The following is a 23,681-nucleotide window of genomic DNA, read 5'->3' as shown; positions in this document are numbered from 1 at the left end:
GTCAGACCTGGTCCGCCGGGACGTCGACGGTCATCCCGGCCATCTCCTCGGTCACCACGATCTGGCAGCTCAACCGGCTGCGCTCGGTGCGCGCGCTGGCCGTGCCGTCGAGCATCTCGTCCTCCTCCTCGGCCATCGGCGGGAGCCGGTCGCCGAACGCCGCGTCGACGTACACGTGGCAGGTCGCGCACATCGCGTTGCCGCCGCACTCCGCGATGATCCCGTCTACCGGGTGCTTGATCGCCGCGGACATCAACGAGCTGCCCAGCGGGGCGTCCACGACGTCGATGGATCCGTCGCGGTGGCGGAAGTTCACGTTCGGCACGATGGGCTACCTCTCGAAGGGGAGAGCGGGGTCGGCGGCGGCACGGGAGGGCGGGACCGGGTCACGGGTCCCAGCGGACCGGAAGGTTGAGCACACCCCGGAAGACCCAGCCACCCCAGCGGACCGGGTTGTCCGGGTCGAGACGCAGGTTGCGCAGCCGGCGGAAGAGCGTCGGCCAGGCGACCTGGCTCACCTCCGCGCGCGCGGCGAACGACCCGAGGCAGTAGTGCGGGCCGCCGCCGAAGCTGATGTGGTGGGTCGCCTTGCGGCGCAGGTCGAAGTCGTCCGGGTGGTCGAAGACGTCCTCGTCGCGGCCGGCGGAGGCGAGGACGATGCCCAGCTTCGCCCGGGCCGGCAGGACGGTGCCGCCCAGCTCGACCTCCTGGGTGGTCTGCCGCGGGTACATGCCGATCGGCGCGACCCAGCGGATGGTCTCCTCGAACGCCCGCCGCCACAGCGCGGGATCGTCGATGCACGCCTGGGCCTGGTCCGGGTGGCACAGCAGCGCATACAGCCCGGTGGCGAGCGAGTCGCGTGGCTCGTTGAGGCCGCCGCCGATGAACATTTTGACGTTCGCCCGGATCTCGTCGACCGAGAGCGGGTCGCCGGCGTGCAGCATGGCGGAGATGAGCGACGGCCGAGGCTGGGCGCCGAGCCGCTCGACCGCGCGCAGCACCGCCTGGTCGACGCCCGCGCCAGCCGCCTCCGCGCGGCGCCACACCGCCTCCACGTCGCCGTAGTTGCCGGTGCCGTCCATCAGGGCCTGCGACCACTCCTGAAGGTCCGCCGCGGCGACGTCGTCGAAGCCGAGCATCATCGCGAGGTTGAGGGCGGCGAACGGGCCGGCGAAGTCGCGGAACAGGTCGGCCTCGCCGCGCTCGGCGAATCCGTCGATCAGGTCGTCGGCGGTCTTCTGGAACAGCGGGGTCCAGTGGTCGCGTACCGGCCGGGGCCGCATCGGCGCCTCCGCGCCGGTCCGCTCGCGGTCGTGCGCCGGGCCGTCCTTGCGGAGCATCGTGTGGCCCATCACCCGCTTCATCAGCGAGCCGGTCTCGTCCGCGCTGAAGATCTCCGGGCGGCGCTCCAGGGCCACGATGTCGCGGTGCTTGGTCACCAGGTACCGGTTGACCGCCGGCACCCACGCGACCGGCTCGTCCTGGCGCAGCTTGGCATAAGCCGGGTAGGGGTCGGCCCAGAGCTCGGTGAGCGTGATGTCGTCGCCGGCGCCGATCGCTCGCGTCATGCTCACCACCGCCCGCCTTCGACGCCCTCGCCGCTTGTTCTGGTAAGCATGGGCAACTCCAATACCGTTGTCCAGCAAAAGAATCTGTGCATGTACCTCAACTGACCCGATGAAGCTTCCGGCCGCGCACGCTCGACCGGGCGGGGCAGATCACATATGATCCTGTGTAGGATACTGGCTTCGATCGGTCCCGGCGAGGGGAGTTTCGAGATGACCGCCCCGGACATCGTCCGTTCCGCGTACGCCGAGCTCGTCGTGACCGACCTCGCCCGCTCCCGCTGGTTCTGGGTCGACATGCTCGGCATGGTGGTCCAGCACGAGGAGGCCGACGCCCTTTACCTGCGCGGGTTCGACGAGCTGACCCACCACAGCCTCGTGCTCCGCCGCGGCGAGACGCCCGCGGCGGACCGGCTGGCCTTCCGGGTGCGCCGACCGGAAGACCTCGACCGGGCCGAGGCATTCTTCGCCGCGCGCGGGTGCCCGGTCAAGCGGTTCCCGGCCGGCACCACGCCTGGCGTGGGGAGAGCGTCCGCGCCGAAGACCCGCTGGGCTTCGTGGTCGAGTTCTTCCACGAGATCGAGCAGGTCGAGCGGCTGCACCAGCGCTACGACCTGCGCCACGGCGCGGAGATAGCCCGCCTCGACCATTTCAACATCGTCGTGCCGGACATCCCCGCGGCCTTCGCGCACTACGAGTCGCTCGGCTTCCGGTGCTCGGAGACGATCGAAGACGGTGAGAAGCTCTACGCCGCCTGGATGTACCGCAAGCAGACCGTGCACGACGTCGCCTTCACCGGCGGGGCCGGCCCGCGCCTGCACCACATCGGTTTCTTCGCCCACGAGGCCGCACAGGTGCTGCGTACCTGCGACATCTTCGGCTCGGTCGGGCTGGAAAAGCACATCGAGCGCGGCCCCGGCCGGCACGGCGTCTCCAACGCGTTTTACGTGTACCTGCGCGATCCGGACGGCCACCGCCTCGAGGTGTACACGAGTGACTACTTCACGGGCGACCCGGACCACCCGGTGCTGCGCTGGAGCGTGCGCGACCCGCGCCGGCGCGACTTCTGGGGCAACGCCGTGATCGAGTCCTGGTACAAGGAGGCCAGCCCGGTGCGCGGGCTGGACGCGACGATCCAGCCGCTGCGCGAGGCGAACGTCGACGAGTCCGCGGTGCGGGTGGGCGCCGACGGCCTCGGCAGCGTCACCCGCTGACCGGAGGACAACCATGCTCCAGAACGACTTGACCCCCGAACTCTCGCCGGAAGCCGAAGTCGCGGTCCTCGCCCGCGCGCTCTACCGGGAGGGGTACGACGACCAGGACGCCGGCCACCTGACGTACCGGCAACCCGACGACACCTTCCTCGCGGTTCCGCTCGAGGTCGGCTGGAACGAGATCCGCGCCTCTGACGTCATCCGCATCGACATCGACGGCAACAAGCTCGACGGGCGGTGGTCGGTACCGCCGGCGATCGGGCTCCACCTCGAGTACCACCGGGCGCACCCGGGCACCGACGTCACCGTCCACCAGCACCCTCGGTACGCCACGGTCTGGTCGACGGCCGGTCGCCTGCCGGGCGTGTACGACCAGCGCGCCGCCACGCTCCCCGACTCCGACTACGTCATCTACGACGACTTCCAGGGCGTGCTCGAAGCCGACGACGCAGTGGCCGACGCGGTGGCCGCGATCGGGAAGGCGAGGTGCGCGCTGCTGCGCAACCACGGCGTGTTCGTCGTCGGAGACAACATGCCGCAGGCGTACACCAACGCGCTCACGCTGGAGTGGCGCTGCAAGATCGCGTGGTACTGCGAGGTGCTGGGGAGCACCGGCCAGGTTCCCGACTACGGGCGCAGGTCGATCGAGTCGGTCATCGCCAGCCGGGGCGGCTACGCGCCGGGCATGTGGGAGTGGGCCGTGCGGCGCGAGCTGGGTCTCATCGGAAGCGTGCTCGACTGATGCCCACGGTCTCGTTCACCCGGATGGCGGACGGAACAAAGGAAGACTACGACCTCCTGGAGCCGTACGCCGCCGAGTTCTGCGCGGGCCTGCCCGACCGCATCCTCGCCGCGGTGCGGGAGCTGGACGGGCCGGCGGGCGGGTTCTTGCTCACCCGGTACGAGCACAGCCTTCAGACGGCGACCCGGGCGCTGCACGACGGCCGCGACCACGAGTACGTCGTCATGTCGCTCGTGCACGACATCGGCGACAACCTCGCCCCGCACACGCACAGCGAGATGATCGGTGCGGTGCTCCGGCCGTTCGTGCGCCCGGAGCTCGTCTGGATCGCGCGGCACCACGGGCTGTTCCAGACGTACTACTACGCCCACTTCCGCGGCAGGACCGCAACGCGCGGGACGCCTACCGGGACCACGAGTGGTTTGACGCCTGCGTGTCCTGGTGCGACCGCTACGACCAGGAGAGCTTCGACCCGGAGTATCAGGCGCTGCCGCTCGCGACGTTCGAGCCGATGGTGCACGAGGTGTTCAGCCAGCCGCGCTACATGTAGCTCCGATCCAATCCAATGAGGACGGTCGAAAATGGACGTGCCAGGGGAGTGCCACGTCCGCGAGGTCCCGCCCGAGGGCGGCGGAAACGGGCGGACGATCGTGCTCGTGCACGGTTTCATGCACACGGGCGAGCACTACCTGCGGACCCTGGACGGCCGGCCCGGTTGGGCGTACGACTTCGCGGCCGCCGGCTACCGCGTGCTGGTGCCGGACTGGCCCGGGGTCGGCCGCAGCGCCCCGGTCGACCCGGAGTCGTGGAGCTCGGCCAGCATCCGCGCCGCCCTCGGGCGCGTGGTCGAGCGTGCCGGCGGCCCCGTCGACCTGCTCGTCCACTCGATGGCCGGGCCGTACGGGATCGCGCTGCTCGAATCACACGGTGATCGGATCGCGCACCTCGTGGCGGTGGCACCGGGACAGCCGTTCGACCTGGCGGCGCCGCCGGATTCGGTCGAAGACGAAGGCGACGAGATCGTCACGGTCGCGGGCGGAATCGCGGTGCGGTTTCCCAAGGCCGGCTGGATGGTGCCGGACCGGTCATTCGTGGTCGACAAGCTCGTCGGCGCGAGCACGAGGTTTCCGGCGTACTCACCGGACGCGTACCTCAAAACACTTGTGCCGATGTGGAGCGGCCTGGCGCGGGAAAGGCTGGCGGCGGTCCAGGTGCCGTACGCCGATCGCCCCGCTCCGGCGCCGCTGCCCGGACACCGGGTCCTGGTGGTCACGGGTACGCACGACCGGGACCACACGCGCGAGGCCGACGGCCTTGTGGTCGCGTGGCTGCGCGGGCGGGGCGCGGCGGTCGACTTCGCCTACCTCGGCGACCTCGGCATTACCGGCAACAGCCACATGCTGATGCTCGACAGCAACAGCGCCGAGGTCGCCGCGCTCGTCGTCGACTGGCTGGCGACCGGCTCATCGCGCCCGGCGGGGTAGCCGGTGACCCTTGACACAGGTGCCGAATTATATATGATCTTATACACGAACGGTGCCGCGCCCAGGTGCGGTCGCCGCGGCGCCAGTATCCGAGCGCTTTTGACGGCGTCGGCGCTCGCAGGGGAGTGTCAGCCCACGACGCACATCCAAGTCCACGCTTACGTGACCTGAAGGATACACATGGACAAAATGGCCCGGGCAGGGGCAGCGAGAGTGTTCCGGCGGCTGGACCGCCGGCGCGCCAGCATATGCATGGCAGTCGTATTGGCCGGGACCCTCGGTCTCGCCGCGTGCCAGAGCAGCGGCGGTAGTGACGCCGACAGTTCGGCCAACGGCCCGAGCGGGGACTGCCAGACGGCGGTACAGGCGGGTGCCCCGAAGACCGGCGGCAACGTCACGATGCTGGTGAACGGCCTGAGCGCGAAGCTCGATCCGGCCAACAACCAGCTCTGGTCCTTCACCGACGGCCCGGTGATGTCGGCGATCTACGGAAACCTGGTCTACCTGGACCCGCAGACCGGCGACGCCAACTACTACCTGCTCAAGACGATGACGCCGAACGCCGACTTCACCGTCTGGACGATGACCCTCAACCCGAACATCAAGTTCAGCGACGGCACCCCGCTGAACGCCGAGGCGATCATGTTCAACTACCAGCGGATCGCGGACCCGGCCTCCGGTGCGTTCTACGGTCCGCTGGCGCGGCAGTTCAAGATGCGGGTCGTCGACGAGCTCAACCTTGAGGTCACGCTGCCGCATCCGAACGCCTACCTGCCCAAGGTGATCGCGGAAAACCTCGGCGCCATCGGCTCGCCGACCGCGATCAAGGCGGCCGGTAAGGAGTTCGGCATCAAGCCGGTCGGCGCTGGGCCGTTCAAGCTCGAGTCGCTCAACCCGGGCCAGACCATCAAGGTCGTGCGGAACCCGTACTTCTCCTCGTTCAAGGCGGGCCAGCCCTACCTTGACTCGATCACCTACCAGTACCTGCCCGACCTCGGGCAGCAGCGGTCCGCGCTCCAGGGCAACCAGGCTCAGATCGCCGCGCCGACCGGCGGCAACGCCAACAACATGCTGAAGGCGGTCAGCACGGTCAACCACTACTGCAACTACACCGGTGGCGGCCAGAACCTGCTGATGAACACGAAGAAGCCGCCGTTCGACGACCCCGACGCCCGGACGGCCATCGCGCTGGCCCTCGACCGGAAGGCCGCCGCGAACGCGTTCGCGACCGGCACGCCGCCGGCGAAGAACCTCTTCTCGGAGCACTCGCCGTTCTACGACGCGAAGTACGACTGGCCGGCACAGAACAGGCAGAAGGCGCAGGAGCTCTTCGACAAGCTGGCGGCCGCGGGCAAGCCCGTGGACTTCGTGTACACCACGATCAGCTCGCCGCAGCAGGCGCCGATGGCAAGCTACCTTCAAGCCGAGCTGGCGACGTACAAGAACGTGAAGATCACGGTCAAGGCGGTCCCGGCGGCGCAGTACACGCAGGACAACCGCGACAAGAACTACCAGATGCTGCCGCACGGCCTCTACATGGTGCCGGCGGTGCCCGACGCGACCGACTACTTCGGCACCGGCGCTGTGCTCAACACGTTCGGCTGGGAGAACTCCACGGCGAACACGGCGATCGAGGAGATCGTGCGGACCAACCCGAGCGACACGGCCACGCTGAAGAAGAACTGGGGCGTCGTCCAGGAGCAGATGCTGGCGGAGAACCCGGTGTACTTCGCCGGCGTCGGCGTCCTCGGCTTCATCAGCAGCAAGCAGCTGACCGGCGTGCACCCGATCAACTACTGCAACTACCTGCTCTGGGGTGAGGTGGGGTACCGCCAGTAACGACCACCACGCGACATCACCGCTCGTCCAGGCAGGCGCCCTGGGCGAGCGGTGCCGTGTCGGCCCTGGCCGGCTACTTGTTCGTACCGTTCTCCCGGTCGAGGCGGGTCAGGGCGCCGGCCACCCAGGCCAGTCGTTCGGATTCGTCCCCGCCCGTGATCGAGGCCAGCTCGGCGGTGGTGGTGGCGAGCCCGAGCTTGCGGGCGGCGGCCAGCGCGCGCCGCTCGGCGAACGGGAACACCTCCGACCAGAGCACCTGTACCTCTTGAAAGAACAGATCGGCGGCGCGGTCGCTCACGTTGGGCAGTTCGGTCAGCAGCCGCCGCTCCTGGTCCGGCTTGTAGCCGGCCGCGCGGCGCAGGCGGCGCAGGTCGCCCCGGTACCGGTCGGCAACGGCCTCCGCGAGGTCACCGAGGGTGGTCGCGAGCCGCTCGGCGTCGCGCCGCCCGGCAGCGCGGATGACCTGCACGCGGCGTTCGTGCGGCGCGCCGGCCAGCCGGGTCGGGCTGTCCCAACCCTGCTCGCGCAGCTTGTGGGCCAGCGCGACCTGCTTGTGGTAGTCGCCGCGGCCACTGGTCAGCACCGCCAGGATCAGCAGCTGGAACAGGCTGGCCGGGTTGGCGATGACTGAGAAGCCGCAGGCGTCGGCGAAACCCCGTCCGTAGCGGTTCAGCAGCCCGCGGGCCGTCGCCCGCCGCTCGGTCAAGGTGTTCATGCTCCCGGCGTACCCGCCCGCGCCCACGTCATTCCTCACCGCCGCGTTACTGGCCGGCAGCGTGGGGCATACGACTCGGGTCAGATGCGGGGCAAGGGTCTGGCCTGGAGAGAGCCGCCGAGAGCGAGGGATTGAGATGACCAACGCACGCGACGTCATGCACGTGGGTGCCGAGTGTATTGCGCCGCAGCATACGCTCGCCGAGGCGGCGCAGAAGATGCGTGACAAGCACGTCGGGTCCCTGCCGATCCAAGATGACGACGAAAGCCTCACCGGCATCATCACCGACCGGGACATCGTCGTGCGGTGTATCGCGGAGGGCCGCGACCCGCAGGCAATGACCGCGGGCGAGCTGGCGCAGGGGATACCGATCTGGGTCGACGCGCAAGCCGACATCGAGGACGTCCTCGCGATCATGGAGGACAACGCGATCCGCCGGCTGCCGGTACTGGACGACGAGCAGCGCATCGTCGGCATGATCAGCGAAGCCGACCTCGCCACCCACCTGCGCGAACACGCCGTCAGCCAGTACACGACCTCGATCTACTCGGCACCACCGAACAGCTGATCCGCGTGCCGCCCGCTCAGAAACGTTGAACCCTGGCCCAGCCGCTGCTGACCATCCAGCGCGCGCACGACCTCGTCCCGGCGGGCGGCACGATCGCGGTGCGGGGCGGCACCTACGCACCCAGCGTGACCATCAAGATCACCAAGGACGGCACCTCCGGCCAGCCGATCACGCTCACCAACCACAACGGCGAGCGCGTGATCATCGACGGCGAGAACATGCCCTACACCCCGGGCGCGGTGGACTCCAGCATTCCCCGGCCGGACCGGGGTGCCCTGCACGTCGAGGGCGACTGGTGGCGGTTCGTCGGCTTGGAAATCATCAACGGGCCGTACGGCATCTTCGGCGTCGACACCAACAACGGCCGCTACGAGCGGCTGATCACCCGGGACAACTACGAGTCCGGCCTGCACATCCAGGGCGCCTCGTCCGGCAACCAGATCATCAACCTGGACAGCTACAACAACCGCGACCCGCGCAAGAACGGCGAGAGCGCCGACGGCCTGGCGATCAAGGAGGGATCCGGCTCGGGCAACGTCGTGCGCGGCGCGCGGCTGTGGCGCAACGCCGACGACGGCTTCGACGCGTGGCTCTTCCTGTCGCCGATCCTGATCGAGGGCAGCGTCGCCTACGACAACGGCTACAACTACTGGAACCTGCCCAACTACACCGGCGACGGCAACGGGTTCAAGAACGGCGGCGGCGAGGATCCCCGCCCACCCGTCAACCACATCACCCGCAACTGCATGGCGTGGGGCAACTCCGCCAGCGGATTCATCGACAACGGAAACACCGGCTCACTCGTCTTCGAACGCAACACCGCCTGGGACAACGGCAAAGACGGCTTCAACGTCTCCCGCTCCACGTCCACGCTGACCCGCAACCTCGCCGTCGCCAACACCAACAACGTGTCGATGGGCACCTCCACCGGCTCCAACAACTCCTGGGACATCGGCGGCACCTGGACGCTGGCCAGCACCGACCCCGCCACCATCACCGGCCCCCGCGCCGCGGACGGCTCCATCCCCACGTCATCGTTCCTACGCCCCGCGAACGGCGCGGACGTAGGCGCCCGAATCTAAAGACTTTGAGCTACCGCGACGTCCGCGGTGGTCCCGACCGCTGCTCCCGCGGCCTCACCCTCCGCGCCACACAACCCAAACTCCTCGGCTGGCATCGCTGGCAGTGAGGCCGCGCCCCCCGGCCCATCCGCGCACTGAGCGGCGCTGGCCGAATCGTGAACGCTCGACCGGCGCCGCACCCAGACGCTGTCCGGCAGATCGTGGTATTTAGCTGTGGTTATAGCGACAGCTAAATACCACGATCGCTGGTGTGCAGCCTCGGAGAACGCTTTCGTCCGGGCCCGGCGGCGTCGGGTGGCGTCGGGGCTACTCTTCGTCGGCGCGTTCTTCGTTTCCAGTGGCTCTGAAGTGCCAGCCGGTGTCACTTTGCCGGTCGCGCTTGTACTCGACGTACCAGAGGCCGTCGTGTGTCTGCTGCGCGAACTCGATCCGCTCGTTGGGCTGGCCGTCGGGGCCGAGCGGCGCGTTGCGGGAGGTTCCGTCGAGTCGGCCGCCGTGTAGGTACACGCTGGTCGTGTTCATCTGACTTCGCGTACCCGCTGCGCGTCGCAGCAAACGCGGCGGCGGCCCCCGGCGGGCTCAGATCGCGGGGCTCTGGGCGGGCGGCCCGAGGACGCGCCCGGTCCAGCCGCTGACCACGAGGGCCAGGCCCAGCAGGTACGTCGCCATCACGAGTGCTGACTGGCCGGGCACCTCGGCGACCTCGGCCAGGCCGATGCCGATCAGGGCGTCCGAGGCGACAAGCAGGCCGGCCCCCGTGCCGACGCGCCAGCCCCACGTGGTGGCGGTCGCCGCCATCAGTGCCATCAACGCGGCGTACCCGGTCATCGGCAGCGCGACGCCGCGTTCGCTGAGGCCGCGCCACAACCAGCCCATCGCACCGGTCACAGCCGTGCCGTAGCCGACCGGGATGAGCCACCGCGGCCAGCGGCGCAGGCGCTTGGCGGCGCCGGACCGGATGAACTCGGCGGCGTAGATGGCGTACGCGGCGAGGAAGAAGGCCATCCCGACGATCAAGGCGGTGGACCCCTCCAGCCACAGGGCGACGCCACCGGCACAGGCGAGGGCCAGCGACACAAGCAGCCGGCGGCTCACCCGTGCGCCGCGCTCCCGGTGCGCCGCGATCGCGTACAACGCCAACGCCGGCAGCAGCAGCGGCTTGGTCACCATGTCCAGCCACTGACTGTGCAGCGCGGCGGCGGCCACATGGACCGCGCACAGAGCCGCGTACAGCACCGCCGCGCCCAGCGACCGCGACATGGCCACACCTTCCCTCCGCTCGTCGGGGTACCCGGGGGTACCCGCGAAGGAGGGCTTGAACCGCCGGTCAGCCGGCGCCGGCCAGCACGCGGGCCAGCTCGCCGCGCGACTTGATGCCGAGCTTCGGATAGATCCGGTACAGATGGGTGGAGATAGTGCGCGGCGACAGGAAGAGCCGCTCCGCGATCTCCTTGTTGCTCAGCCCTTCGGCGGCCAGCCGGGAGATCTGGATCTCCTGCGGCGTCAGGCTCTGTGCCAGGTCGACCGGGCGGCGGAGCGTCTCGCCCGAGGCACGCAGCTCGGCCCGGGACCGGTCGGCCCAGGCCGTCGCACCGAGCGCGTCGAAGGTCGCCGCGGCGGCGCGCAGCAGCGGGCGCGAGTCGGCCGCCCGGCGCTGGCGGCGCAGCCACGCACCGTACGCGTGCTGGAGCCGGGCCCGCTCGAACGACCACTCCACCAGCTCGTCCGCGGCCAGCGCCGTCTCGAAGGCCGCCGCCTCGTCGGCGAGCATCGCGCGGGCGTAGCCGACGCCGAGCAGCAGGGCCGGCGAGCGGCACTCCCGCGCCACCGGGGTCAGCGCCGCGACAACCTCGCGCAGCTCGGCCAGCGCCCCGCACCCCACCGCCGCGTCGGCCAGGTGCCCGACCAGCATGAACTGGGTGTACGGGTGATAGGAGTTGTCCGCTGGATCGAAGACCCGGTACAGCTCGCGGAACGCCTCCTCGGGCCGCCCAGCGGCGAGCGCCGCGACCCCGCGCAGCTGCCGCACCAGCGCCAGCAAAGGGTGCTTGCCCGCCGGCAGCAGCACCGCCTCGGCGGCGTCCGCACGCTCCCGAGCGGCGTCGACGTCACCGCGCAGCGCCCGCGCGAACCCGGTCACCATCCACGCCGTCGGCGCCCAGTTGCTCTCCCGCGTCTCCCGGGTGAGCTGCTCACCCTCGACCACCAGGGTCAGGGCGGTACGCGCGTCGCCGAGGTAGGCGGCGTTCATCGCATGGCTGACCAGGACCTTGCAGAGCAGGCCGAGACGTCCCTGCGCGCGCAGGCCCACCGCGGCGGCCGTGTAGAAGGAGGCCGCGAGCGAGCAGGCACCCAGCGCACTGGCTCCCATGCCGAGCTCGTACTGCTCCCGCGGGTTGGCGGCGTCCTCCGCGCGGATGGCCAGCATCCGCTCCAGGCACCAGGCGCCCCGCGTGACCGGCGCCAGCTGCGCCACCGCCGCCACGAGCCGCGGGTCGTCCGCCGCGCCGTCGAGGCTCTCCGCCGCGGCCAGCAGCCGGGCGGCCGTCTCCGGGTCGGCGTTGGACCAGTAGACGCGCAGGCAGATGGCCAGCACCGACTCCACCGCCATCTCGGTGTCGCCGTCGCGGCACATCGTCTCGACACCTTCGGCGAACGCGGACAGCCGGTCGCCGCCGGTCCAGCCGGTGGCCAGGTAGACCTCGCGCATCATGCCGTACCACGCCCGGTCGGTCTGCGTGAGGTCGCGCTCCTCGACCTCGCCCAGCAGCCGCAGCGCGGTCACCGCGTCGCCCTGCTCCGAGGCGGCCTCCACCGCGGCGAGCAGCCGCCGGCCGCGCGCCGCCCGGTCCTCGCTGAGCCGTGCCGCCCGTTCGAACGCGGCCAGCGCGATGCTCGCCGCCTGCCGGCGCCCGGCCCGCCGCGCCGTTTCGGTCAGCTCCCGGGCAAGCGCCTCGTCCGGTCCGCTCGCCGCCGCCGCGCGGTGCCAGACCCGCCGCTCGGGGTCGGCGGCCACCGTCTCGGCGAGCGCGGCGTGTACCCGGCGGCGCTGGGCAGCGGTCGCCGCCTGGTACAGCGCCGAGCGCAGCAGCGGGTGCCGGAACCGCACCCGGAACCTGTCGTCCACCTGCACCAACCGGCTGGTCACCGCCGGCTCGATCTGATCCGGCCCCACCTCGCCGGGCAGTACGCGCCGGCACGCGTCCAGCATCTCGTCGAGGTCGTCGCCGTCGTCCAGCGCCGCGACAAGCAACAACTCCTGCGTCTGCGCCGGCAGTTCGGCGACGAGCCCGGAAAACGTACGCTCCAGCCGGGTGCTCAGCGGCAGCCAGGTCGGCAGCAGCGCCGCGCCGCCCGCGCGGGCAACCGCCTCACCCAACTCCACGACGCCGAGCGGATTGCCCGCCGCGTGCTCCAGCACCCGCTCCGCCAGCGCCGGCCCGAGTTCCGGGGCCACCCGGCCGAGCAGCACCGCGGCGTCGGTACGGGGGAGCGGCTCCAACCGCACCTCCGGCAACGCCGCGACCGCCAACCGGCGGTCCACGTCCTCGCCGTCCCGGGCGGTCAGCACCATCGCCACCCGGTCCGCCCCAGCCGCCGGGCGACGAACGCGAGCGCCTCCCAACTCGGCCCGTCGAGCCAGTGCGCGTCCTCGACCGCCACGAGCACCGGCGCCGCGGCCCCGGCCTCACCGAGCAGGTCGAGCAGCGCCATGCCGGCGCGGTATGGCAACGTGTCGGGATCGTCGAGCATGGCCGCCGCCGCGCCACCCCGGTCCGGCACGGTGCGCAGGAGGCGATGCAGCCCCGCGAACGGCACATGCACCTCGGCCTGCACCCCGGCCGTGCTCACCACCGGCCCGCCCCGCGCCGCCGCCCGCTCCACGGTGTACTCCAGCAGCGCGGACTTGCCGATCCCGGCCTCACCCCGGACGACGAGCGCACCACCGGCACCGCCGACCGCCCCGTCAAGCAGAACGTCCAGCGCCACAAGCTCCGCGCGGCGTCCCACGATCACCCGGCAATGCTATGCCCGAGCCCTGACCGTGACGTCGGCGCTGGTGGGCGGGGGTGGATCCGCGGTTTCGCGGAGGCCGTGGCGGGCGTAGAAGCGCCGCAGCGGCGCCGGCGCCCACCAGTTCGCCCTGCCGAGCAGGCGCATCGTGGCCGGGACCAGCAGCGCCCGGACGATCGTGGCGTCCACCAGGACGGCGATGAGCATCGCCACGCCGATCAGCTTGATGAACGTGATGCCGGAGATGGAGAAGAGCCCGATCACGACCAGGATGAGCAGCGCGGCGCTGGTGATGATCCGGCCGCTGCGCTGCAGCCCGGCCGCGACCGCCGCGGTGTTGTCGCCGGTCCGGTCGTACTCTTCGCGGATGCGGGACATCAGGAAGACCTCGTAGTCCATCGACAGCCCGAAGACGACGGCGAGTACCAGGATCGGCTGGGTCGCCTCCAGCGTCCCGGTGGAGGTGAAGTCCAGCAGGCCGGACAGGTGGCCGTCCTGGAAGATCAGGACCAGCGCGCCGAACGAGGCGCCGAGCGACAGGACGTTCATCACGATCGCCTTGATCGGCAGCACCACCGAGCCGAAGGCGAGGAACAGCAGGACGAACGTCGCGCCGACGATGATCAGCGCCATCCAGGGCAGCAGTTTGCCCACGGAGTCGAGCTGGTCGGCCAGCCGCGCGGTCAGGCCACCCACCAGGACCTGGCCGCCGGGCGGTGCCGGTACGGCCCGGACCCGGCTCACGAGGTCCCGCGCCTCCGCCGAGATCGGGTCGCTCTGGTAGGTGATCGTGACCCGGGCCGCGTTGCCGGACATACCCGTGACGTCGGCTCCGGTCACCCCGTCCACGGTCCGGACGGCGGCGACGTAGCGCTCCAGACCGGCCCGGTCGGACGAGGTCACGAGCGCCTCGATCGGTAGCTGGCTGTTCTGGACGAAGTCGCGGTCGACGGCTTCGGAGACCACGCGGCTCTCGGTGCCCGCCGGGAGCACCCTCGGGTCGATACCGCCGAACTCGACACGCAGGAACGGCGCGGCGGCCAGCAACAGCACCGCGAGCACCCCGACCGCGTAGAAGACCGGGCGGCGCATGATGCTGTGCGCGAGGCGGTACCAGAATCCGCGCGCGACCTCGCCCTGCGCGGGAGTCGGCGCCGGGCGGCGGAGCAGGCGCCCCACCGAGAGTGCCTCCACGCGCGGGCCGAGGATGGCGAGCAGGGCGGGCAGCACGGTCAGCGCCGCCACCATCGCCACCACGACCGCGGAGAGACCGCCGAGGCCCATCGAGCGCAGGAAGGTGATCGGGAAGATCAGCAGACCGGCCAGCGAGACCGCGACGGTGACGCCGGAGATCGCGACGGTACGGCCGGCGGTGGCCATCGTGCGGGCGATCGCGTCCTCGACGCCCAGCCCGCGGGCGATCTCCTCCCGGAACCGCCCGACCATGAACAGGCCGTAGTCGATCGCCAGGCCCAGCCCGAGGATCGTCACGACGTTGATCGAGAAGACCGAGACGTCGGTCAGGTAGCTCATCCCGCGCAACGCGGTGAACGCCCCGAGGATGGCCAGGCCGCCGATCGCGAGCGGCAGGCTCGCCGCGGCCACGCTGCCGAAGACGAGCACCAGGAGCACCAGCAGTACCGGTATGGAGATCGTCTCGGCGAGGGCGATGTCCGCAGCGACCCGGTCGCGGATGTCGAGGCTGACCGCGGTGATGCCGCCGACCTGGGTCGAAAGGCCCGGCGCGGCGAGCTTGTCCTCGATCTTCTCGAGTCCTTCGCCGCGCCCCGTCTCGTCGTCGCCGGCCAGGGTCAGCACCGCGTACGTGGCGTGCCGATCGTGGCTGACCAGGGCCGGGCTGTTGGTGCTCCAATAGGTGACGGCCCCGGTCACCACGTCGTCGGGGAGCGTGTCGAGCGTCTCGGTGACGGCCCGCTGGAAGGCCGGGTCGTCGACCGACATGCTGGGGCTTGTGTAGAGCACGACCACGTCGTTGCCGGTCCGGCCAAGTGTCGCCTCGGCACGCTCGACCGCACGCGAGCTCTCGCTGGCCGGGTCGTCGAACCCTTCGGTGGTCAACGCGCCGAATACCTGCGTACCCCAGATGCCGCCGAACGCCATGAAGGCCACGGCCAGGCCGATCACCCACCACCGCCGGCGGAACATCGCCCGCCCCAGCCGCTCGAACATCGCTGCCCCTCTACGGATTCGTCAGCGAGCCGCGCGCTTGATGAGGTCGGCCGCCGCGGCGGGCTGCGCGATCATCGCGACGTGCGAGGTGCCGACCTCGACGGTGCGCGCGCTGGCCCGTCGCGCCATGAACCGCTGCGCCGCGGCGGGAAGCACCTTGTCGTCGCGGGCGACCAGGTACCAGGAAGGGATGGTCTTCCAGGCCGGGGCGCCGGACGGCTCCTGGAGCGTGCTCACGTCGGCCGGCCGCTGGCCGGCCCACATCAGGTCGGTGGTCGCCCGGCGCACGTCGCCGGCGAACACGTCGCGGAACACCTCTTTTTTGATGTATCCGTCGACGCCCGCAGCGTGCGGACGGAAGTCCAGCGCCGCCTCGCTGAGCTGGCTTCCCGGGTACATCGTCTGGAGGCCCAGCAGTGTGTCACCCTGATCGGGTACAAACGCGGCCACGTAGACGAGCGCCTTCACGTTCGCGTTGCCGGTCGCGGCGTTCGTGATGACGATCCCGCCGTAGGAGTGCGCGGCGAGGACGATCGGGCCGCCGAGGGTGGCGAGGATGCTGGCCAGGTAGGCGGAGTCGGTGGCCACGCCGCGCAGCGGGTTCGCGGGGGCGATGACCGGGTAGCCGTCGTCGATGAGCCGGGCGGCGACGGCGTTCCAGCCGGAAGCGTCGGCGAACGCACCGTGCACGAGTACCACGGTCGGCTTCGGCTTGCTCTCGTGACGGGCGTGGGCCTGCGCGGCGGGCGCTCCGAGCGCGGCGCTGGTCGTGACCGCGGCGGCTCCGGCCAGAAGCGTTCGGCGAGTGGTTGTCATCGATGTATACCCTTCAATGTGTGCCATTCTCAGTCCTGATCGCGGTCAGCGTAGGACCGGGTACTTGACGGGTACTGAACGAAGCCGTTCACTGCCCGTCAAGTGCGCCGACCTACCCTGCGACTATGAGATCGAAGAAGAGCGAATCCGCCAGGAAGTGGGGCCTGCGCATCCACTTCCTCTCCTATGTCTTGGCCAATCTGATCCAGGTCTTGGTGTGGTGGCTTTTCACCCCGGAGCAACACTTCTGGCCCGTGTGGTCCCTCCTGGCTTGGGGCACTGGTCTCGCGTTCCACATCTGGGCGGTCTACTCGCCGTCCAAATTGGACGTCAGGCACTGAGCTGTGTCATTCCTCCTTGAGTTCGTGCGCGACCCGTTGACCGTCGGGGCGATCGCGCCGAGCGGCGCGGCGCTGGCCAGGGTGGCGACGGCGGCGGTGCCCGGGACCGGCTCCCCGGTGGTCGTGGAGCTCGGACCAGGCACCGGCGCCTTCACCGAAGCCATCCAGCGGCGCCTCGGGGGACGCGGTCGGCACATCGCGGTCGAGCTCAATCCACGGTTCGCGCAGCGGCTGGCCGCGCTCCATCCGGCGGTCGACGTCGTGCACGCGGACGCGACAGACCTCACCACCGTGCTGGCGCAGCGCGGGCTCAGCCAGGCCGATGTCGTGGTCAGCGGCCTTCCGTGGGCGGCGTTCGCCGAAAGCCGTCAGCGCGACCTGCTGTCCACTGTGGTCGCCGCCCTGCCGGAGCACGGTGTGTTCACCACGTTCGCGTACGTGCACGCCCGGTGGGCGCCACCCGCCCGGCGACTGCTCCGATCCCTGCGGTCCCGGTTCGAGGAGGTCGTCGTCAGCCGGACGGAGTGGGCCAACCTCCCGCCCGCGCTGGTGTACTACTGCCGTCGCCCTCGCGCCGAAGCCGAGCTGGCCGGCGCGGTGCCGTCACGCCTCGGGCAGCGCGGCCAGCAGCTCCTCGGCGCGGCGGGCGAATAGGTGGGCCTCGCGCTCGGTGGACAGCGCCCGGGCCCGCTCGGCGGCGGCTCGGACGGTGTCGACCGGCTCGCCGCGAGCCTGCATCAGCCGCGCCCGTAACAGGAGCAGCAGACCCTCGGCGTAGCGCTGGCCGTACGCGTCGAGGTACGAGTCCGCCAGGTCGAGGGCCGCGGCGGCCTCGTCCAACTTCCCAGCCACCAACCACATCTCGCCGAGCAGCCCGCACCAGGTGGTCAGGCCCGAGCGCGGCGGGTCGGCCAGCGCCGCCGCGATGATCTCTTGCGCCACAGCCGCGGCGCCAGCCGGGTCGTCGCCGGTCACGGCGCGTGCCCAGCACCGAGCCAGCCGCGGGTAGCTGCCGAGGAAGACGTAGGAGAACTCGGGATCCAGGGCGATCGCGCGCTCCGCCGCACGCAGTGCCCGCGCCGGGTCGCCGGCCATCGCCGCGACCTTGACGGCGAAGGCGGCCCAGACCGTGATCACATACGGGTCGTCACCCGCGGCGGCTTCGATCGTGTCGAACATCGCCCGGGCCGTGTCGAGATCATCGTGCAGCGCGGTCATCATCGCGAGCATCACGGGCCAGACCAGCCACAGATCGCGCCGGAGCGGGTCCCTCTCACTCCGCGCCAGGTCCTCGACCATCGTCGCGTCGGTACGGCTCAGGTAACGGAACGCCGCACCGATGTTGCCGACATCCCACTGGTGGTAGCCCCAGGCGTGCCAGCCCCAGGCGCGCACGGTCGCGTCGTCGGACGCCTCGCCCCGCTCCAGCAGCCGGCGCGCGAGCACGCCGGCGCGGTCGAGCTGAATGCCTTGGGAGTACGCGACCCAGAGGGAGAAGAGGAAACCGGCGGCCTCCCGTTCCCGGCCGAGGTCGCGGGCCAACTGCGCACCCCGCTCCAGCAGGTCGAGTGCCGTCCCGACGTACCTGGAGCGCCCGACGACGACGGTGAGCTCCGACAGGGCGGACAGCTCCAGCTCCGCCAGGCCCGTCGTCCGCGCTACGTGTACGGCTGTCTGTAGCTGCTTCTCCGCGGCCTCGTACGCGGACTTGTTCGCCGCGTGGCGGCCCGCGCGCACCAGCGCGGCCGCGGTCCGGGCCGGGTCCGCGAGTGGGCCGGCAGCCCACAGGTGATGGGCGAGACGCTCGGCCACCAGCTCGTCGTCCGCGACCGTGTGTTCCAGCGCGTCCGCGATGCGCAGGTGCAGTTGGGTCACCCGTCGCTTCGGCGTGGTTTCGGCGACCGACTCGCGGACCAGGTCGTGCGCGAAGCGGAACGAGTACGGGTCGCCGGGTGTGGGACCGAGCAGGCCGAGCGCTTCCAACGGCTCGAGGCGATCGAGGCAGGTCTGGCCGTCGATGTCCGCGGCGCGTGCGAGCAGGGCGAGGTCGACGTCCCGGCCGATGAGCGCGGCGGCCTGGAGCAGATCGACGGCCTCGTCGTCGAGGCCGGCTATCCGGTCCCAGACCACGTCCCGCACGGTGGACGGCAACCCGGCCGAGGCCAGGTCGCTCTCGGTGAGGGTGCCGCCGTCGGCAAGGAGCCGGGACAGCTCCCGTACGAAGAACGGGTTGCCGGCGGTGCGGGCGTATATGCCGCGAGCGGCGCCAGGGCCGGGAGTCTGGCCGGTCTCAAGACGGACGAGCTCGGCCGCCTCGGACGGGCCGAGCGGGCCGAGCCGGATCCGCCGGTGACGCGGCAGCCGGCTGGCCGCGGCGAGCATCCGTGCCAGCTCCGAGCCCGGCACGGGCGCGCGGTCGCGGAGCGCGCCGATCACGGCGGTGCCGGCCGGTAGCCGGGCCGCCAGGTGCCGGAACAGATCCAGCGAGGCGGTGTCGGCCCACTGGAGGTCGTCGAGGACGAGCACCACCGGCCGCCGCACCGATACCTGGCCCACGAGCGCGACCGCCTGCTCGAACAGGCGGAACTGGGCGGTGCTGTCCGGCTGTACCGGCGTCGCGGACACGCCGCCGTGCGCTCCCACGAGGCGGCCCAGCTCGCCGGCTTGCCACTCTTCACGCGCTTCGTCAGGCAGGTCGTCGAGGATTGCGCCGACGGCCTGGACCCACGGCCACATCGACGGTGTGCCGTCTCCCTCAAGGCAGCGGCCCCAGACGACGAGCGCGCCGTGCCGGTCCGCCTCGGCTCCGGCCTCTTCGAGTAGTCGGGTCTTGCCGACGCCGGGTTCTCCCTCGACGACGACGAGCCCCGTGCCTCCGGCAAGCGCCGGCTCCACCGCCTGCCGCAGTACCGCGAGCTCGTCAGCCCGGCCGACCAGGCGGTCGGCGGGCGGCGTCACGGTGGCATGGTCCGGCTGCCGCTTGGCGGGCGCTTCCTGCGCCGGTGCCCGTTTCAGTACGTGCCGGTGTGCGGCCGCCAGCGCGGGGCCGGGATCGATGCCCAGCTCCTCGGCGAGCCGGGCGCGAACCGTCCCGAACACCGACAGCGCTTCTGCCTGCTGGCCGGTGGCGGCCAGGGCGGAGACGAGACTCGCCTGCACCGCTTCGTGCAACGGCGCCATCCGAGCGGCTAGCTGTAAAGGCGGCAGCACGCGCTCAGCCTGCCCCCGCGATACCGCGAGCTCGGCCGCCTCCACGCAGGCGTCGAAGAACACGCCGTCCAGCGCGGCGAATACCGACGTCGCGGTCGTGTGGCTCAGACCTTCGCCCGCGGAGCCGTGCCAGAGCCCCAGCGACTGCACGTAGCAGTCGAGCGCCGCATCGAGGCGCTGCTCCGCGAGGCGGGCCTTGGCTGCCTCGACGTGCTCTTGGAAGGTGACGACGTCCAGCATGCCGGGGCCGGCCGCGAAGACGTAGCCGCTGCCACGGCGCTGAAGGTAAGAGCCGGGTCCGCGGGCCGGCAGCGCGGGTTCCAGCAGCCGCCGGAGCCTGCCGACGTACTTCTGGAGGATGTTGAGAGCCGAGGCTGGGGCGTCGTCGCCCCAGATCAGGTCGATCAGCTCGCTTGTACCGACCGGCTTGCCGACACTGGCGACAAGCAGGGCGAGCAGGTGGGCCTGCTGCGGCGGCCCGGTGTCCAGCTCGACGCCGTCGCGCCAGACCCGCAGCGGACCGAGGACCTGGAGGTACAGGTCCGCGCCGGAGGGAGGCAGTGATGTAGCCACGCCACCTCCCATCCCGAATCGCAGCGCAGAGTCTACGGGGGGCCGGCCAACCGTGATCCACTAGTACACTCGTCCCGCGCACTTTGCGTATATCGCCCGTATGGGCCGTAGGCAATTGTCAAACAATGTGGGAGTTCCGTGCGTATCCAGATTCTGGGCCCGCTGCGGGTCTGGCGCGGCGATACGGAGCTTGACGCGGGGCCCCCGCAGCAGGCCTACCTGCTCGCCCTCCTGGCGGCCCAGGCCGGTCGGCCGATCAGCACCGACGAGCTGATCGATCTGATCTGGGGCGAGGATGCTCCGGCCAGCGCCCTCAACGTCATCCACAAGTACATCGGCGCGCTGCGGCGGCTGCTGGAGCCCGACCTCACTGCCCGGGAGCCGGGCTCGTACCTGCTGCGACGCGGCAACGGCTACCTGTTCGTGGCCGGCCCCGGCATGCTCGACATGGTCACCTTCCAGGAGCACGTCGAGGCAGCCAAGGCCCGCCTCGCGGAGCAGCGCCTCGATGCGGCTTTCGACTGCTATGTGCGGGCGCTGGGGCTCTGGCACGGCTCCGCGGGTGACAGGCTCGGCCAGAGCACCGCGACCATGTCCCTATTCGCCGGACTGGACGGTGTGTTCTTCGACGCCTGCGTGGAGGCGGCCGAGCTCGCGATATCGCTGGGCCAGCCGCAGCGAGTGCTGCCCGCCTTGCGGCTGGCCGCCACGATGGCGCCGTTGCACGAGCCCGTACAGGCGAGCCTCATTGCCGCGCTGGGCGCGGCCGGGCAGCAGGCCGAGGCGCTGTCGGTGTTCCGTGCGGTCCGCACCCGGCTCGCCGACGAGCTCGGCGTCCAACCCGGCCCAGCCCTGGAGGCCGCACACCAGCGGGTGCTGAGCCAGAGCCTGGCCGCCGTCGAGTGGCCGCGGCCCGCCACCGCGGCGGCGGGTATGCCACCGGCCGGTGATCTGGTCGGTCGGGTCGAGGAGCTGACGGTGCTGCGGCAGGCGATGGCACCGGCGCTCACCGGTGGTACGGGTTTCGTCCTCGTCGAAGGCGAACCGGGAGTGGGTAAGACCCGCTTGCTGGAGGAGATCACCACAGAGGTGGATCAGCGTGGCGCGCTCGTCGTCTGGGGCCGCTGCCTCGACGGCGGCGGGGCACCGTCGATGTGGCCGTGGGTGCAGGTGGTCGGCGCGCTCCTGGACGGCATGCCCAGCGCGGCGCGCGACGACTGGCTCGCCGGCGAGCTGAGCCGTCTCATGGAGCCACCCGGTGGCGTCCTCGCCGGGCCGGTGCTGCCCGACAGCGGCGCCCAGTTCCGCATGTTCGAGCGGGTGGTCGGTGTCGTCGGCCAGGTCTCGCAGCGGTGTCCGCTGGTTCTCTCGATCGACGATCTCCAGTGGGCCGATGCCGCCTCGACGCAGCTGTTCAGCCACCTGGCGGCCCGCCTGCCCGCCAGCACTGTGCTCATCGGCGCGTTGCGTGACCGCGCGCCGGCTCCCGGCTCCGACCTGGCACGGTTACTCGCCGCCGCGAGCCGGGTGCCCGGCCACCGCCGGATCCGGCTCGGCCCGCTCGGCCCGGCCGAGGTTGCCGAGCTCGTCCGCCGGGAAATCGGCGAGGTTCCCGATTCTGGAGCCGCCCGCAGTATCCATGCCCGTACCGCCGGCAACCCCTTCTTCGTCCGGGAGCTGTCCCGGCTGCTCGCCGACGGTGGCGCGCTCACCGAGGACGCGGCGGCGCGGGCGGGTGTGCCGTCCACGGTGCGCGACGTCGTCCACGACCGGATGGCCGGCCTCGACGACGGATCCCAGGACCTGCTACAGGTCGCCGCGATCGTCGGCCGCGACATCGACCTCCGCGTGCTGGCCCGCGCGGCGGGCCTCGACGGCCAGGCGATCCTCCACCATCTCGCACCCCTGGAGGCGCTCGGCCTGCTCGGGCCGACGCCTGGAGATCCATACTCGTACCGCTTCGCGCACGACCTGGTCCGCGAGTCGGTCGCCGGGTCCACGCCGCGGCGGCGGGCGACCCAGCTGCACCTCCGCGTCGCGGAAGCGCTGGAGTGGAACGACTCCGACGGCGAGACCGCCACCGAGAGCCTGGCTCACCACCTGTGGGCCGCCGGCCCGCTCGCGGACCCGGCCCGCACCTCGGCCGTGCTGGTGCGCGCGGGTCGCCGTGCGGCGAACATGGCCGCGTTCGAGGCCGCCAACCAGCACCTGGAGTCGGCCGTACAGGTGGCGCGCAACGCGGGCTTGGCGGAGCTGGAACTGTCGGCGCTCACGCTGCTCGCCGTCGTCATCAGGAGGCAGGCGAAGTACGGCGGTTCGGCGTTCGACGTGCTGGAGCGCGCCGAGCACCTGGCTCGCCACCTCGGCCGCGAGGCGGAGGCCGCGGACTTCCTCTACGCGCGCTGGATCGCGGCCGCCCATGCCGCCAAGATGGACCGCGGCCGGCTGGTGCACCGGCTGCGCGACCAGGGCACGGCATCCTCCGATCCGCTCGTGCGTGCGTACGGCCGGCAAGCGTGGGGCCTGCACCAGTGGGACCTTGGCGACATCGGCGAGGCCTTCCGGTACCTGCACGAGGACAAGCGGACCATGTTCGACGACTCCTCCCGCAGCGAGGAGGACGCACTCCGGCGCGACCTCCAGCTGGCCTGGCCCGCGTGGCAGGCGGTGTTGACCGCGCTGCACGGTGACGTCGACGCGGGGTTGGCGTTGCTCGACACCGCGGAGGCGATCGTGGGTGACGATCCCTACGCGCTCTCGGTCTGGGCGTACTACGCCGGCATGACCGCGTCGATGGTGGGCGACCCGGCCCTGGGGCGGCGTGCGGTGGAGCGGTGGCTCGCCGCGGACCCCGAGCACCTTTTCGTCCACGTCGACCCGTACCTGCGGCAGACATCGTGCTGGACGCGAGCCCTGACCGGCGACGACCCGGCCGGCGCCGCGGCAGAGGCCGAAAAGCTCCTGGTCGCGACGCTGCTCGACCCGCCGCGATGGGGCATAGCCTTCTATTACGGGCTAGTCGCCGAGATGCTGCTGGCGGCCGGGATGCCGGTCGAGGCCGCCGCCGTCCTCGACCGGGCCGACTGGTTCCTCGACGCGCAGGGCCAGCGCTACGCCGAGGGCCTACTCCTTCTGCTGCGAGCCCAGGTGCTGCTCGCTCGCGGCGAGCCCGTAGCCGTCGTCCGGGCCGCCGCCGAGCAGGCCCGCCAGCTGTCCGTCGAACGCGGGGCCCACCTCTTCGCCCACCGAGCCGAAGGCTTCCTGTCGAAGCTCTAGGCGCCGCTGCGAGGCAGGCCTAGCACCGCCCCTCCGGATTTGCAGTCTTGCC

General features: G+C 71.2%; 21 protein-coding genes. 11 read left to right on the top strand and 10 right to left on the bottom strand.

Features of this window, described 5'->3' with window-relative positions; all coding sequences use genetic code 11:
- Position 1 precedes the first annotated feature (1 nt).
- Both Pflav_RS14160 and Pflav_RS14155 read right to left on the bottom strand, forming a co-directional pair.
- The gene (locus Pflav_RS14160; RefSeq protein ID WP_197938481.1) at positions 2 to 316 is read right to left on the bottom strand and encodes a 2Fe-2S iron-sulfur cluster-binding protein; all 315 of its coding nucleotides are present in this window, start codon (positions 314 to 316) and stop codon (positions 2 to 4) included.
- Positions 317 to 386: 70 nt separating this feature from the next.
- Positions 387 to 1,568, bottom strand: coding sequence for a cytochrome P450 (locus tag Pflav_RS14155; protein ID WP_173036583.1), 1,182 nt, complete (start codon positions 1,566 to 1,568; stop codon positions 387 to 389).
- 210 nt (positions 1,569 to 1,778) lie between these two features.
- Here Pflav_RS14155 and Pflav_RS43565 point away from each other — a divergent pair, with 210 nt between their 5' ends.
- From Pflav_RS43565 to Pflav_RS14130, 6 genes are all read left to right on the top strand, one after another.
- Positions 1,779 to 2,201 carry a VOC family protein gene (locus Pflav_RS43565; protein ID WP_197938480.1) on the top strand — a complete coding sequence of 141 codons (423 nt, stop codon included), beginning with the start codon at positions 1,779 to 1,781 and terminating at the stop codon, positions 2,199 to 2,201.
- Complete coding sequence (locus Pflav_RS14150; RefSeq protein WP_197938479.1) at positions 2,123 to 2,779, top strand: VOC family protein; 657 nt, start codon at positions 2,123 to 2,125, stop codon at positions 2,777 to 2,779. The genes Pflav_RS43565 and Pflav_RS14150 overlap by 79 nt, the downstream gene beginning before the upstream one ends.
- A 13-nt stretch (positions 2,780 to 2,792) precedes the next feature.
- Positions 2,793 to 3,521 (top strand): class II aldolase/adducin family protein, encoded by a 729-nt coding sequence (locus Pflav_RS14145; RefSeq protein WP_173036582.1) that lies wholly within the window; start codon positions 2,793 to 2,795, stop codon positions 3,519 to 3,521.
- Complete coding sequence (locus Pflav_RS14140; protein ID WP_197938469.1) at positions 3,521 to 4,090, top strand: hypothetical protein; 570 nt, start codon at positions 3,521 to 3,523, stop codon at positions 4,088 to 4,090. Before Pflav_RS14145 ends, Pflav_RS14140 begins: the two co-directional genes overlap by 1 nt.
- 12 nt (positions 4,091 to 4,102) lie before the next feature.
- Positions 4,103 to 5,005, top strand: coding sequence for an alpha/beta fold hydrolase (locus Pflav_RS14135; protein WP_173036581.1), 903 nt, complete (start codon positions 4,103 to 4,105; stop codon positions 5,003 to 5,005).
- A gap of 252 nt (positions 5,006 to 5,257) precedes the next feature.
- Positions 5,258 to 6,844 (top strand): ABC transporter substrate-binding protein, encoded by a 1,587-nt coding sequence (locus tag Pflav_RS14130; protein ID WP_173036580.1) that lies wholly within the window; start codon positions 5,258 to 5,260, stop codon positions 6,842 to 6,844.
- Between the two features lie 73 nt (positions 6,845 to 6,917).
- Here Pflav_RS14130 and Pflav_RS14125 read toward each other — a convergent pair whose 3' ends face one another.
- On the bottom strand, positions 6,918 to 7,559 hold the full coding sequence (locus tag Pflav_RS14125) for a hypothetical protein (RefSeq protein ID WP_173036579.1): 642 nt from the start codon (positions 7,557 to 7,559) through the stop codon (positions 6,918 to 6,920).
- Positions 7,560 to 7,695: 136 nt separating this feature from the next.
- Between Pflav_RS14125 and Pflav_RS14120 the strand changes: the two genes are divergently transcribed.
- The gene (locus Pflav_RS14120) at positions 7,696 to 8,127 is read left to right on the top strand and encodes a CBS domain-containing protein (RefSeq protein ID WP_173036578.1); all 432 of its coding nucleotides are present in this window, start codon (positions 7,696 to 7,698) and stop codon (positions 8,125 to 8,127) included.
- 125 nt (positions 8,128 to 8,252) lie between these two features.
- Complete coding sequence (locus tag Pflav_RS47390; protein ID WP_269474501.1) at positions 8,253 to 9,209, top strand: right-handed parallel beta-helix repeat-containing protein; 957 nt, start codon at positions 8,253 to 8,255, stop codon at positions 9,207 to 9,209.
- A 306-nt stretch (positions 9,210 to 9,515) separates the two neighbouring features.
- On the opposite strand, the gene Pflav_RS14110 is transcribed toward Pflav_RS47390, so the two are convergent.
- The 6 genes from Pflav_RS14110 to Pflav_RS14085 form a co-directional block, all read right to left on the bottom strand.
- On the bottom strand, positions 9,516 to 9,731 hold the full coding sequence (locus Pflav_RS14110) for a hypothetical protein (protein ID WP_173036577.1): 216 nt from the start codon (positions 9,729 to 9,731) through the stop codon (positions 9,516 to 9,518).
- Positions 9,732 to 9,788: 57 nt separating this feature from the next.
- Entirely contained in the window at positions 9,789 to 10,469 is a 681-nt protein-coding gene (locus tag Pflav_RS14105; protein WP_173036576.1) for a lysoplasmalogenase family protein, read from the bottom strand.
- Between the two features lie 67 nt (positions 10,470 to 10,536).
- Positions 10,537 to 12,783 (bottom strand): helix-turn-helix transcriptional regulator, encoded by a 2,247-nt coding sequence (locus Pflav_RS14100; protein ID WP_232072672.1) that lies wholly within the window; start codon positions 12,781 to 12,783, stop codon positions 10,537 to 10,539.
- Complete coding sequence (locus tag Pflav_RS14095; RefSeq protein ID WP_173036574.1) at positions 12,774 to 13,226, bottom strand: ATP-binding protein; 453 nt, start codon at positions 13,224 to 13,226, stop codon at positions 12,774 to 12,776. The genes Pflav_RS14100 and Pflav_RS14095 overlap by 10 nt, the downstream gene beginning before the upstream one ends.
- A gap of 9 nt (positions 13,227 to 13,235) precedes the next feature.
- Positions 13,236 to 15,413, bottom strand: coding sequence for an MMPL family transporter (locus Pflav_RS14090; RefSeq protein WP_173036573.1), 2,178 nt, complete (start codon positions 15,411 to 15,413; stop codon positions 13,236 to 13,238).
- Between the two features lie 21 nt (positions 15,414 to 15,434).
- The gene (locus Pflav_RS14085; RefSeq protein ID WP_173036572.1) at positions 15,435 to 16,229 is read right to left on the bottom strand and encodes an alpha/beta fold hydrolase; all 795 of its coding nucleotides are present in this window, start codon (positions 16,227 to 16,229) and stop codon (positions 15,435 to 15,437) included.
- Positions 16,230 to 16,354: 125 nt separating this feature from the next.
- On the opposite strand from Pflav_RS14085, the gene Pflav_RS14080 reads away from it, so the two are divergent.
- Together Pflav_RS14080 and Pflav_RS14075 are read left to right on the top strand one after the other, a co-directional pair.
- Positions 16,355 to 16,570 carry a 2TM domain-containing protein gene (locus tag Pflav_RS14080; RefSeq protein ID WP_173036571.1) on the top strand — a complete coding sequence of 72 codons (216 nt, stop codon included), beginning with the start codon at positions 16,355 to 16,357 and terminating at the stop codon, positions 16,568 to 16,570.
- Positions 16,571 to 16,573: 3 nt separating this feature from the next.
- Positions 16,574 to 17,224 (top strand): class I SAM-dependent methyltransferase, encoded by a 651-nt coding sequence (locus Pflav_RS14075; protein ID WP_197938467.1) that lies wholly within the window; start codon positions 16,574 to 16,576, stop codon positions 17,222 to 17,224.
- Here the strand turns inward: Pflav_RS14075 and Pflav_RS14070 are convergent.
- Positions 17,174 to 20,353 carry a BTAD domain-containing putative transcriptional regulator gene (locus Pflav_RS14070; RefSeq protein WP_232071390.1) on the bottom strand — a complete coding sequence of 1,060 codons (3,180 nt, stop codon included), beginning with the start codon at positions 20,351 to 20,353 and terminating at the stop codon, positions 17,174 to 17,176. The genes Pflav_RS14075 and Pflav_RS14070 overlap by 51 nt on opposite strands.
- Before the next feature lie 138 nt (positions 20,354 to 20,491).
- On the opposite strand from Pflav_RS14070, the gene Pflav_RS14065 reads away from it, so the two are divergent.
- Positions 20,492 to 23,629, top strand: coding sequence for a BTAD domain-containing putative transcriptional regulator (locus Pflav_RS14065; RefSeq protein WP_232071388.1), 3,138 nt, complete (start codon positions 20,492 to 20,494; stop codon positions 23,627 to 23,629).
- Positions 23,630 to 23,681: the final 52 nt, after the last annotated feature.

The organism is Phytohabitans flavus, from assembly GCF_011764545.1.
GTDB lineage: Bacteria > Actinomycetota > Actinomycetes > Mycobacteriales > Micromonosporaceae > Phytohabitans > Phytohabitans flavus.
Note: the sequence above shows the minus strand (reverse complement) of the source record. Positions and strands in the feature narration are given on the sequence as shown.

Coding starts and splice junctions, on each gene's coding strand:
- Pflav_RS14135 (WP_173036581.1), top strand. CDS start 4,103: ATGGACGTGCCAGGGGAGTGCCACGTCCGCGAGGTCCCGCCCGAGGGC.
- Pflav_RS14085 (WP_173036572.1), bottom strand. CDS start 16,229: ATGACAACCACTCGCCGAACGCTTCTGGCCGGAGCCGCCGCGGTCACG.
- Pflav_RS14155 (WP_173036583.1), bottom strand. CDS start 1,568: ATGACGCGAGCGATCGGCGCCGGCGACGACATCACGCTCACCGAGCTC.
- Pflav_RS43565 (WP_197938480.1), top strand. CDS start 1,779: ATGACCGCCCCGGACATCGTCCGTTCCGCGTACGCCGAGCTCGTCGTG.
- Pflav_RS14100 (WP_232072672.1), bottom strand. CDS start 12,783: ATGGTGCTGACCGCCCGGGACGGCGAGGACGTGGACCGCCGGTTGGCG.
- Pflav_RS14120 (WP_173036578.1), top strand. CDS start 7,696: ATGACCAACGCACGCGACGTCATGCACGTGGGTGCCGAGTGTATTGCG.
- Pflav_RS14130 (WP_173036580.1), top strand. CDS start 5,258: ATGGCAGTCGTATTGGCCGGGACCCTCGGTCTCGCCGCGTGCCAGAGC.
- Pflav_RS14105 (WP_173036576.1), bottom strand. CDS start 10,469: ATGTCGCGGTCGCTGGGCGCGGCGGTGCTGTACGCGGCTCTGTGCGCG.
- Pflav_RS14125 (WP_173036579.1), bottom strand. CDS start 7,559: ATGAACACCTTGACCGAGCGGCGGGCGACGGCCCGCGGGCTGCTGAAC.
- Pflav_RS14110 (WP_173036577.1), bottom strand. CDS start 9,731: ATGAACACGACCAGCGTGTACCTACACGGCGGCCGACTCGACGGAACC.
- Pflav_RS14090 (WP_173036573.1), bottom strand. CDS start 15,413: ATGTTCGAGCGGCTGGGGCGGGCGATGTTCCGCCGGCGGTGGTGGGTG.
- Pflav_RS14080 (WP_173036571.1), top strand. CDS start 16,355: ATGAGATCGAAGAAGAGCGAATCCGCCAGGAAGTGGGGCCTGCGCATC.
- Pflav_RS14145 (WP_173036582.1), top strand. CDS start 2,793: ATGCTCCAGAACGACTTGACCCCCGAACTCTCGCCGGAAGCCGAAGTC.
- Pflav_RS14140 (WP_197938469.1), top strand. CDS start 3,521: ATGCCCACGGTCTCGTTCACCCGGATGGCGGACGGAACAAAGGAAGAC.